Source organism: Paenibacillus etheri, assembly GCF_001012825.1.
GTDB lineage: Bacteria > Bacillota > Bacilli > Paenibacillales > Paenibacillaceae > Paenibacillus_AQ > Paenibacillus_AQ etheri.
Map to the genome: position 1 here is coordinate 117776 of NZ_LCZJ02000019.1, position 11877 is coordinate 129652.

Genomic DNA, 11877 nt, shown 5'->3' on the forward strand with positions numbered 1-11877 from the left:
TCCATTCCTCCTCTTAAACCTCTTGTTGAGTATCCTGTCCAGTATAATGCAGATCGAAAGGTTGCACAATTGACCTCGACAACGCTAAAATGATAGTGTGCGATCTTTTGAGTATTATTAGCTTTAATAACAGGGAGGTGAACGAAATCGTAAGAGTACTGTTTGTATGTCTAGGTAATATTTGTCGATCACCGATGGCAGAGGCTGTTCTTCGGCACAAGATTAATGAACGAGAATTATCAGACAAGATTCTTGTAGACTCTGCGGGAACCGGTGATTGGCATATAGGAAAAGAGCCGCATGAAGGAACAAGACGTATCCTTGATCATAACGGCATTAGCTATGAGAATATGATGGCGCGTTTAGTTAGCAGTGAAGATTTTCAAAAATTTGATTATATCGTCTGCATGGACAAGTCTAATGGAGAGAATGTTCGAAAGCTTCCAGGCGGGAAAGACGCCAAGCTAATGTTCTTCATGGATTTATTACCTGAGGAGGACTTGCGCGAAGTGCCGGATCCGTATTTTACAGGTAATTTTGAACAGGTGTATGATTTGATCAACTCGGGCTGTGACATTTTGCTGGAAAGAATGATAAGAGAAAAGCTGTAACCCATTTGGATTACAGCTTTCTCAGTATGATTCATATAGTGAATCGAGGAAATTTGCATGATTAAACTGTAAGCGCAATCAAGTAATCTACATACTGTTCTTTAGATGTTCACTATTTGCTTCTATCAATAGGTCATTATTCGTTTAAGAAATAGAGGAGAGACTCTGGTAACTCTTTCTGCCAGAAGCCCCAGAGATGACGTCCGTCTTTCTCTCGGTAGGATACGGTTGCTCCGCGTGATTCAAGCAAAGTTTTTGTTTCTCGATTCATCTGAACAAAATCATAAATGCCAGTATCCGTTTTGTAGTCTGTTTCCTGAAGGCCAACGACCATATTAATGTTGAGCCAGGATAGATCCTCTTCTTTAGCCAGCATGTCGCGGGATTCAGGATAGAATGCACCGGAAAGGCTGATGATGCGTGTAAAGATCGCAGGATAAGCAAGTGCAAGATGGAGCGATACACTGCCCCCAAGAGAGTCACCGGCTAGGATTCGTTCGTCCGGAGTACGGCGTACAGGATATTTTTGTTCAATGAAGGGAATAATCTCTTCGGAAAAGCAAGATAAGTACTGCTTGAATCTGCTGCCAAAAGGCGCATATTCTTGAGTCCGAACAGCGACGTCTACTTCGACACCAACAATGATGAAGGGCTCCACGTCTTCTTCTATAATAAGACGTCCAGCAAGTGTAGCGATGCGGCCAAAGTTAAAGAATTCTTCTCCGTCTTGGCAATACACTACTGGGTAGCTCAAGACTTCGTTGTAGCCGGGAGGGAGATAGATGCGTAATTTACGTTCCTCCTGCAGATGTTCACTCCAAAGCGTTTCTTTTTCAATTGTGCGTTTCAGAAAAACAGAATCGCTCATAGTTGCCACGTCACCTTTCTTGTCGACTTTTGCAAAGCACACGGGTTTGCTCTAAAATAAATAGCTGAGTAACTGTGTGAATAATCATTTACTTGTTTCAAAAACTTTAAACTGTTATATAAAAATATATCACCTGTTATACATACAAAATTTAAAGGAATATAAATTTCATAAGTATTTCTTTGACGAAAGTAACCAAACAGGTGTATAATAATATTATAACAGAGGCAGCTGATATTCAAATTTTTTTATTGAGGTGAAGATAATGAGTAAAGTTCCTTATGAAGTGTATACAGAGGACGTCGAGGCTCTAACGGTACTTTCCCCGGATGGAGAAATTATCAACAAGGATAAAATGCCTGATTTAACCGACGATCAACTGAAAGAAATTATGTATCGTATGGTATTTACCCGTACTTGGGATGATCGTGCAGTAAATCTTGGCCGTCAAGGCCGTCTTGGTTTCTACGCACCGGTATCAGGTCAAGAAGCTACTATGATTGGTAGCGAGTACGCTTTGGAGAAAGAAGACTTCTTATGCCCAGGCTACCGTGATATTCCGCAGCTAGTATGGCACGGACTTCCATTGTACCAAGCATTCTTATATTCCCGTGGACACCAACATGGTGGAGCTATTCCTGATGGCGTTAATGTATTGATGCCACAAATTATCATCGGCGCGCAAATCCTGCACGCTACAGGAATTGCAATGGGCTTTAAATTGAAGAAACAAAAGAGTGTTGCAATTACTTACACTGGTGATGGCGGTTCTTCTGAAGGCGACTTCTATGAAGGCTTGAACTTTGCTGGTCGCTTTAAATTGCCTGTTATCTTCTTTGTTCAAAACAACGGTTACGCGATTACAACTCCATTCGCTAAACAAACAGCTTCCAAATCGATCGCTCACAAAGCGGTTGCAGCTGGTATCCCGGGAATTAAAGTTGACGGCATGGACATCTTTGCAGTAATTAGTGCTGTTCGTGACGCTGCTGAGCGTGCACGTAATGGCGAAGGTGCTACATTGATCGAAGCTGTAACTTACCGTTTCCGTCCACACTCCCTTTCTGACGATGCAAGTAAATATCGTTCGAAAGAAGAAGAAGGACAATGGAGTGAAAAGGATCCAATCAACCGTCTTGCCAAGTATTTGGAGAAGAAAGGTCTTTGGACTGAAGAAGATACGCTGCGCGTGAAAGACGAAGCGAAAGCTACTGTTAACGAGCAGATTAAAAAAGCTGAACAAACCGAAAAAATGACAATACCTGGCTTGATCGACAGCATGTTCGAAGTAACACCTAAACATCTGGAAGAGCAAAAAGCCGATTTTGAATAAGGGGGATATCAGGCAATGGCACAAATGAATATGAAAGAAGCGATCCGCGACGCGATGCGCGTTGAACTGAATCGTGACCCTAACGTTCTTATCTTCGGAGAGGATGTTGGTAATGTAGGTGGCGTTTTCCGTGTAACGGAAGGGCTGCAAAAGGAATTTGGCGAAGATCGTGTTTTTGATACTCCACTAGCTGAGTCCGCTATCGGTGGTCTGGCATTTGGTCTTGGTGTACAAGGCTTCCGCCCAATTGCAGAAATTCAATTCGTTGGTTTTATCTTTGAAGCACTGGATCAGATCGTTGTTCAAGCGGCACGTCTGCGCTGGCGTTCTGGCGGTAAATATAATGCTCCAGTCGTATTCCGTACTCCTTTTGGTGGCGGAGTTAAGGCTGCTGAGCTTCATACAGATTCACTCGAAGGTTTGATTGCACAAAGCCCGGGTATTAAAGTAGTAATTCCTTCAAACCCATATGATGCTAAGGGACTTCTTATCGCGTCTATCCGCGACAATGACCCTGTATTCTTCATGGAGCATTTGAACCTTTACCATGCATTCCGTGCTGAAGTGCCAGAAGGTGAATACACTGTTGAACTTGGCAAAGCTAACGTAGTACGTGAAGGTGCTGATGTATCTATCATTACTTACGGGCTGATGGTACATACAGCTACCAAAGCAGCCGAGCAACTCGAAAAAGAAGGCATTAACGTTGAAATTATTGACCTTCGTACTGTAAGTCCAATCGACATCGACACTATTGTAGCGTCTGTGAAGAAGACTAACCGTGCTATCGTAGTACAAGAAGCTCAAAAGAGCTCCGGTGTTGCTGCTGAGGTGATTGCACAAATTAACGAAAAAGCATTGCTGCACTTGGAAGCACCTGTGCTTCGTATCGCAGGTCCAGACACAATATATCCATTCGCACAAATTGAAGATACATGGCTTCCAAACCCTGCGCGTATTATTGCAGGCGTGAAGAAAGTTTTGGATTTCTAAAATATTTATCAATGAGAAACGGTTGTCATCCTTTATGGATGACAACGTCGTTTCTTCTTCTGAATTCTAACCATAAGGTCAGTCCCAATTTCACAAGGAGGTTTTCAAAGTGGCAAAGTTTGAATACCGATTCCCTGAACTAGGTGAAGGTTTGCATGAAGGTGAAATCATCAAAATGCATATCAAAGCCGGTGACAAGGTAACGGATGATGATATCGTAATGGAAGTTCAAAATGATAAGGCGGTAGTTGAGGTGCCTTGTCCGGTGAACGGTACTGTGTTGGAAGTTTTGACTAAAGATGGCCAAGTTTGCCGTGTTGGCGAAGTTGTAGCTATTATCGAAGCTGAAGGTGACGTACCTGAGCAAGAAGGTCATGCTGCTGAAGAAGCTCAGGCTCCAACTCCAGCTCCAGCCGCACCAGCATCTTCGAATGCTAAATCAGCGAACTTTGAATATCGGTTCCCAGAACTGGGTGAAGGTCTGCATGAAGGTGAAATCATCAAAATGCATATCAAAGCTGGTGACAAAGTAACCGATGATGATATCATCATGGAAGTTCAAAATGACAAGGCAGTAGTTGAAGTTCCTTGTCCAGTGAACGGTACTGTGTTGGAAGTTCTGACTAAAGATGGTCAAGTATGCCGTGTTGGCGATGTTGTAGCTATCATTGCTGCAGAAGGTGACGTTCCTGAACAAGAAGGTCATGCTTCCGCAGAAGCAGATGCAGCAAAAGGAAGTGCGAATACCACTTCTTCCCCAGCAGCAACTAGCCCTTCTGATGCTAAACAAGGCGGTTCTGTTAATGCAGCTCCAGCGCCTGACCGTGATGTATTGGCTACACCAAGCGTTCGCAAATTTGCTCGTGAGCAAAAAGTGGATATTTCTAAAGTGAACGGAACTGGAAAAGGTGGCAAAATCACTCGTGAAGATGTTGAAGCGTTCTTGAAAGGTGGTTCAACACCTGCGGCAGCACCAGCAGCGGTAGCTTCTGAAGCTCCGAAGGCTGCTAAAGCTGAAGCTAAAGCAGCACCAGCAGCGAGCGGTAATATTAGTCTTGAAGAAGAACGTGTACCATACAAGGGCATTCGTAAAGCGATCGCCAATGCAATGGTTAAATCGGCTTACACTGCACCACACGTTACAATTATGGACGAAGTAGATGTTACTGAACTGGTAGCATTTCGTACACGTATGAAACCAATCGCTGAGAAAAAAGGCGTTAAGGTTACTTACCTTCCGTTCATCGTTAAAGCATTGGTTGCAGCTTCCCGTCAATTCCCAGCGCTCAACGCTATGATTGATGAAGAAGCAGGCGAAATTGTTTACAAGAAATACTATAATATCGGTATCGCTACTGATACACCAAACGGCTTGATCGTTCCAGTTATCAAAGACGCTGACCGTAAGAGCATCTGGATGATCGCTAGCAGCATCACTGACCTTGCAGTTCGTGGTCGTGACGGTAAATTGTCTGCTAACGAAATGAAGGGCAGCACGATCTCCATCAGTAACATTGGTTCTGCTGGCGGTATGTTCTTTACTCCAATCATTAACTTCCCTGAAGTGGCTATCCTCGGAACTGGCCGTATCAGTGAAAAAGCAGTTGTGAAGAATGGTGAAATCGTAGTTGCTCCTGTAATGGCGTTATCACTCAGCTTTGACCACCGTATTATCGATGGTGCGACTGCTCAAAACTTTATGAACTACATTAAATCGCTGCTCAATAATCCTGAGCTGCTGGTTATGGAGGTATAATTATGGTAGTAGGAGACGCTTCTCTAGATATTGACACATTGGTCATTGGTGCAGGTCCTGGTGGGTATGTGGCGGCAATTCGTGCCGCCCAGCTCGGCCAAAAAGTCCTCATCGTGGATAAATCGGAACTCGGCGGTGTATGTTTGAACCGTGGATGTATTCCTTCTAAAGCACTGATTGCTGCTGCACATCAGTTCGAATCTGCTAAGCATGGTGAAGTTTTCGGTGTTACTGCTGAGAACGTTAAAGTGGATTTTGCCAAAACTCAAGAGTTCAAAAACGGCGTAGTTAAGAAAATGACTAGCGGCGTGACTAGCTTGATGAAGGGCAACAAAATTGAAGTATTTAACGGCGAATGCATGTTTATCAGCGACACAGAAGCACGTGTGTTCAATGATCATGAATCCCCACGTTACCGCTTCAAGCACTGTATCATTGCTACAGGTTCCCGTCCGATTGAGCTTAAGCCATTCCCATTCGGTGGACGCATTCTGTCTTCGACTGAAGCTCTTGAGCTTCCAGAAATTCCGAAGAGCATGATCGTAATCGGTGGTGGATACATCGGCGCTGAGCTTGGTCAAATGTATTCTAAATTCGGTACTAAAGTAACAATCATCGAAGGTTTGGATACTGTACTTCCAGGCTTCGATAAAGATATGACTCGTCTTGTTGCGAAAAACATGGCCAAAACTGGCATCGAAATCGTAACTAACGCTAAAGCTGAAAGTGCTGTACAGAACGACAAGGAAGTTACCGTGAAATATTCTGTCGGTGGCGAATCCAAAGAAGTTACTGCGGATTACTTGCTTGTGACTGTAGGCCGTCGTCCTAACACTGACGGTGAACTTGGTTTGGACCTGATCGGTCTTGAGCTCGACGATCGCGGATTGATCAAAGTCGATCACCAAGGACGCACTAGCATCCCTAATATCTTCGCTATTGGTGACGTTGTTCCAGGTTTGGCTTTGGCTCACAAGGCTTCTTACGAAGGTAAGATTGCTGCAGAAGCGATTGCAGGACTTACATCTGTTGTTGACTACAAAGTCATCCCAGCTGTTGTGTTCACAGATCCTGAGTGCTCTAGCGTAGGTTTGACTGAGAAAGAAGCGAAAGACAAAGGCTACAAAGTGAAAGCTGGTAAGTTCCCATTCGCAGGGAATGGTCGCGCTGTATCTTTGAACAGCCCAGAAGGCTTCATCAAAATTGTTGCTAACTCCGAGAACAATCTTGTGCTTGGTGCACAAATCGTTGGTATCGAAGCTTCCAACTTGATCGCTGAACTTGGTTTGGCTATTGAAATGGGCGCAACACTTGAAGATATCGCTTTGACAATTCATGCGCATCCAACCCTTGGCGAAATCGTCATGGAAGCTGCTGAATTGGTTGAAGGTCACCCAATTCACGTAATGAAATAATTTCTCTACCAAATTGCTCTAGCAGGCACAGAAAGGCGGAACGCATTTGCGTTTCGCCTTTTTGAGTTTTCCATTTTTTTGAAAAGAGATATAATGGGAGGAGATGAAACAAGTTGAATGAATCTATTGTAGGGAGGATAAATGATGATCCCAAATAAATTAAAGCCTGGTGATGAATTACGTATCATCTCACCTGCCAGAAGTCTGTCATTAATCGCAGCAGAACAAAGAAAAGTTGCCAAAGAACAGCTTCAAAAGTTAGGGTTTCGAATATCATTCTCCGTAAATTCCTTTGAGAAGGATGATTTTGTTTCCTCATCGATCGAATCTAGAATAGAGGATTTGCACGAAGCTTTTTTAGATCCGAACGTTAAAGGGATCCTTACGACCATTGGTGGCTTTAATAGCAATCAACTGCTACGTTATATTGACTATTCCATTATTGCAGAACATCCTAAACGATTATGCGGGTATTCGGATATTACTGCTTTAAGTAATGCAATCTATGCTAAAACAGGATTAGTCACATATTCCGGTCCGCATTTTTCTACCTTTGCGATGCTCCACGACAATGAATATACGATCGAACAATTCCGCAAGCTGATGATGGACAACAATGAAATAGTGGTGAGGGCATCGAAGCATTGGAGTGATGATGAGTGGTATTTAGATCAGGAGAACCGTGTGTTTATCAGAAATGAGGGCCCGTTCATTATCAATGATGGTGAAGCGAAGGGAACAATTGTCGGAGGCAACCTTTGTACTTTAAATCTTTTGCAGGGAACGGAGTATATGCCAAGTTTAAAAAATTCGATATTATTTCTAGAGGATGATTATGAGTCATCGCCTGTAACCTTTGATAGGGATTTACAATCGCTGATCCATCAACCAGATTTTCAGCATGTCAAAGGATTGGTTATTGGGAGGTTCCAACAAGGATCACGCATGACTAAGGATCTGTTGATCAAAATCATAACTTCGAAAGAAGAGTTATCGGACATTCCAGTAGTTGCAGACGTGGACTTTGGACATACATCACCTATGATTACTTTCCCAGTGGGTGGACAAGCTTCCCTACGTGCATATGGGGTTAGAGTAGAGTTAAAGATATCAGAGTAGTGGTGCAGTTGACTGATCTGAATCCATTATCTGAAACTTGACTGCTGATTGAATGTGTAGCCATTATTAAATATATTTAAAAAATATCTTACCTTCTACAAAAATCGAATTTTTCAGATATAATATATGAGGTGAAATATTACGGAGGTGCAGTAAATTGACGAATGAGTTAGAACAAACCTATTTGAATTTTCTACAATATATTTTAGATAATGGCGTGAAAAAAGAAGATCGCACTGGAACAGGTACAATGAGTGTATTTGGTTATCAAATGCGATTTGATTTATCAAAAGGCTTCCCGTTATTTACAACAAAACGGACTCCGTTCCGTTTAATCGCAAGTGAATTATTATGGTTTATTAAAGGCGACACAAACATCCGTTATTTATTGAAAAATAATAACCATATCTGGGATGAATGGGCATTCAAAAGATGGGTTGAGTCAGACGAATATACGGGTCCAGATATGACAGATTTCGGAAATCGTTGTTTAGCTGATGAAGATTTCAATCAAGTTTATCAAGCAGAGATGAAAGCATTTTGTGATCGTGTCCTAGAAGATGATGAGTTCGCAGTGAAACATGGCGACCTAGGGAATATTTACGGTAAGCAATGGCGAAATTGGACATCTTCTACTGGTGAATCCATTGACCAATTACAAGATGTTATTCATCAGATCAAAACGAATCCTGATTCTCGTCGCTTAATTGTAAGTGCATGGAACCCGGAAGATGTTATAAATGCTGGGGCAAAAGGGAGTAAAGCAGCGTTACCTCCATGCCACGTTATGTTCCAGTTCTACGTTGCAAATGGTAAATTAAGCTGTCACTTGCTGCAACGCAGTGCTGACTCTTTTCTTGGAGCTAACTTCAATATCCCGTCTTACTCATTACTTACACATTTAATAGCACATGAGTGTGGTCTAGAAGTAGGCGAGTTTGTATATAGCATTAGTGATGCACATATTTATTCAAACCATGTTGAGCAAGTAAAGGAGCAATTATCAAGAGACTTAAGACCATTGCCTACATTGGTTATTAATTCAAATAAGAAATCACTTTTTGATATCGAGCTGGAAGACCTTGTCATTGAAGGGTACAATCCGCATCCTTCGATAAAAGCGCCGATCGCAGTATAATTTAATTGTTATAAATCAAGATTTTTTGATCTTTATATGTAGGAAGGAGCGTGTTTCATGAGTATCAGCTTAATATGGGCGATGGGCACCAATCATGTTATTGGAAAAGACAATGATATGCCTTGGCATTTACCGCTAGATTTCGCTTATTTCAAAGCAGAAACACTGGGGAAGAGAATGCTTATGGGCCGCAAAACGTGGGATTCGCTCGGAGGGAAGCCTCTAAAAGGCAGAACAAGCTTAATTATGACAAGAGGTACTGATTATGCTCCTGAAGGTGCAGAGGTTGTACACACGCTTGAGGAAGCTCTCAGTGAGGGTAGGAAAGACGATGAGCTGATGGTAATCGGTGGTGCGGAAATCTACAAGCTGATGTTGCCATATGCTGACAAGTTGATGTTAACGCAAATTGAACAGGATTTTGAAGGGAATACCCGGTTTCCTGATATTGACTGGAGTGTGTGGAAAGAGGTTTCCAACAAGAAGGGAATTCGTGATGAAAAGAATCCGTATGATTACCGTTTTCTTGTTTATGAACGTACGGAATAGCAATAAAACGTTTTCTCTGACATAACATGTGAAATAGTACAAAAAATCAGTAGATTAATCCATTACTGTGCAAAAGTAATGAGTGCTACTATAATTAAAATTAGAAATGATAATCTACAGGTATAGAATGTGCAGGTACTTCATTGCGCTGCTCACGACCATTTGAAGCCGCAATATGCTACAATGTACTATACTTCAACACGAAGAGAACGGATGGGGGAAACGTAATCATGTCTACACCTACAGGTTTTATGGAGTATAAGCGGCAGCTCCCAGGTGATCGGGATCCTGAGCAGCGGGTAAAAGACTGGGAGGAGTTCCACCATCATTTATCCGAGGACGAGCTTCAGACACAAGGAGCGCGCTGCATGGATTGCGGAACTCCTTATTGCCATACAGGAATTGATATGGCTGGAGGAACCTCGGGTTGTCCAGTTCACAATCTAATTCCAGAGTGGAATAATTTGGTGTACCGCGGACTCTGGAAAGAAGCATTGGAACGTCTGCATAAGACGAATAATTTTCCTGAATTCACTGGAAGTATTTGTCCGGCTCCTTGCGAAGGCTCTTGCACAGTAGGGCTAATTGGACAGCCGGTAACCATTAAGACCATTGAGCTAGCTATTATTGATAAGGGTTTTGAAGAAGGCTGGGTTGTACCTAATCCTCCAGAGAAACGTACAGGCAAGAAGATTGCAATCGTAGGCTCTGGGCCTGCTGGACTCGCAGCAGCTGCACAACTTAATAAGGCTGGACATAATGTAACTGTATTTGAACGCAGTGACCGCATTGGCGGGCTGCTCACATATGGCATTCCCACTATGAAACTCGATAAGAGAGTTGTGCAACGTCGTGTCGATTTATTAGCCGCAGAAGGTATCAATTTTGTAGTGAATACAGAGATTGGCAAAGATATTCCTGCGCAACAGCTTGTTGATGAGTATGATGCGGTCGTTCTTTGTGGTGGAGCTACTAAAGCACGTCGCTTTAACGTTGAAGGTAGTGAGCTTAAGGGTGTTATGTATGCCATGGACTATTTAAATGGTACGATTAAGAGCTATTTGAATTCCAATCTTGAGGATGGCAACTATGTATCCGCTGAAGGTAAAGACGTGATCGTCTTGGGCGGTGGGGATACGGGTTCTGACTGTGTTGCCACTGCGCTTCGTCATGGCTGCAGCAGTATCACTCAATTTGGTACACATGAAAAAGCCCCATTGCAACGTGATCCGATAGCTAATCCTTGGCCACAATTCCCGAATGTATACACTCTGGATTATGCGCAAGAAGAAGCTAAAGCGATTTTTGGGGATGATCCGCGTGAGTTCTCTATCATGACCACTAAATTTGTTGGTGATGAAGAGGGGAACTTGAAAGAACTTCACACCGTACAGATCCGCCGGATCGTGGATGAGACAGGTCGTAAGATCTACCAACCGGTTCCAGGCACCGAAGCTATATACCCTGCTCAAATTGCTCTGATTGCCATTGGTTTTGATGGCCCAGAACAAGATATTATTCAGGAGCTTGATCTTGAGACAGACCGTCGTTCAAATGTGAAAGCACGTTATGGTAAATTCAATACGAACGTAGATAAAGTGTTTGCTGCTGGCGATATGCGCCGTGGTCAAAGCTTGGTTGTTTGGGCCATTAACGAAGGTCGCGAAGCAGCACGTGAAGTGGATAAATACCTGATGGGGTCAACCGTTCTTGTTTAGGTCATTAGGATAATAATTGCTTAAGAAGCCGTTTCTCCAGTAGTTTATCTGCTGGAGAAACGGTTTTTTAATAAAGCGATGCTTGACGTAGATATCAGTATCATATAAATTAAATACATTATCACATGATAAAAGCATTGACCAAGGATCTACGATTCAAGAAGCGTTAGAACAGAGAGGGAACCCACCGGGTGAAAGGTTCCTCAAACACGTGTGAGTGGTATCCTGCCTTGGTAGCTGTAGCGATAGTATCTACTAACCTGCTACCGGAATCGACCGTTATCCGATTTGAGAATTGCCAAATCAGAATGGATTGTATGTTGAGCTGGCAGTTGAATAAGGGTGGTATCACGACACATTCGTCCCTGACGAATGTG

At 42.8% G+C, this 11877-nt stretch carries 10 protein-coding genes; 9 read left to right on the forward strand and 1 reads right to left on the reverse strand.

Going from position 1 to position 11877, the window contains the following annotated elements; all coding sequences use genetic code 11:
• The first annotated feature begins 146 nt into the window (after positions 1-146).
• On the forward strand, positions 147-611 hold the full coding sequence (locus UQ64_RS10165) for a low molecular weight protein-tyrosine-phosphatase (protein ID WP_060623777.1): 465 nt from the start codon (positions 147-149) through the stop codon (positions 609-611).
• A gap of 136 nt (positions 612-747) precedes the next feature.
• Here UQ64_RS10165 and UQ64_RS10170 read toward each other — a convergent pair whose 3' ends face one another.
• A complete protein-coding gene (locus UQ64_RS10170; RefSeq protein WP_060623374.1) occupies positions 748-1479 on the reverse strand; it encodes an alpha/beta hydrolase in 732 nt (243 codons plus the stop codon).
• Between the two features lie 265 nt (positions 1480-1744).
• Here UQ64_RS10170 and pdhA point away from each other — a divergent pair, with 265 nt between their 5' ends.
• The 8 genes from pdhA to UQ64_RS10210 all read left to right on the forward strand — a co-directional run bounded on the left by pdhA (position 1745) and on the right by UQ64_RS10210 (position 11500).
• A complete protein-coding gene (gene pdhA / locus UQ64_RS10175) occupies positions 1745-2812 on the forward strand; it encodes a pyruvate dehydrogenase (acetyl-transferring) E1 component subunit alpha (RefSeq protein ID WP_042188812.1) in 1068 nt (355 codons plus the stop codon).
• 15 nt (positions 2813-2827) lie between these two features.
• Positions 2828-3805 carry an alpha-ketoacid dehydrogenase subunit beta gene (locus UQ64_RS10180; RefSeq protein WP_060623375.1) on the forward strand — a complete coding sequence of 326 codons (978 nt, stop codon included), beginning with the start codon at positions 2828-2830 and terminating at the stop codon, positions 3803-3805.
• A gap of 109 nt (positions 3806-3914) precedes the next feature.
• The gene (locus UQ64_RS10185) at positions 3915-5561 is read left to right on the forward strand and encodes a 2-oxo acid dehydrogenase subunit E2 (protein WP_060623376.1); all 1647 of its coding nucleotides are present in this window, start codon (positions 3915-3917) and stop codon (positions 5559-5561) included.
• Between the two features lie 2 nt (positions 5562-5563).
• A complete protein-coding gene (lpdA, locus tag UQ64_RS10190; RefSeq protein WP_042128286.1) occupies positions 5564-6976 on the forward strand; it encodes a dihydrolipoyl dehydrogenase in 1413 nt (470 codons plus the stop codon).
• 144 nt (positions 6977-7120) lie between these two features.
• Positions 7121-8095, forward strand: a complete 975-nt coding sequence (locus UQ64_RS10195) for a S66 family peptidase (RefSeq protein ID WP_060623377.1) — start codon at positions 7121-7123, stop codon at positions 8093-8095.
• A gap of 157 nt (positions 8096-8252) precedes the next feature.
• Positions 8253-9233: a thymidylate synthase gene (locus UQ64_RS10200; RefSeq protein WP_060623378.1), complete on the forward strand. Its 981-nt coding sequence runs from the start codon at positions 8253-8255 to the stop codon at positions 9231-9233.
• Between the two features lie 57 nt (positions 9234-9290).
• The gene (locus UQ64_RS10205; RefSeq protein ID WP_060623379.1) at positions 9291-9782 is read left to right on the forward strand and encodes a dihydrofolate reductase; all 492 of its coding nucleotides are present in this window, start codon (positions 9291-9293) and stop codon (positions 9780-9782) included.
• A 230-nt stretch (positions 9783-10012) separates the two neighbouring features.
• Entirely contained in the window at positions 10013-11500 is a 1488-nt protein-coding gene (locus tag UQ64_RS10210; protein ID WP_060623380.1) for a glutamate synthase subunit beta, read from the forward strand.
• Positions 11501-11877: the final 377 nt, after the last annotated feature.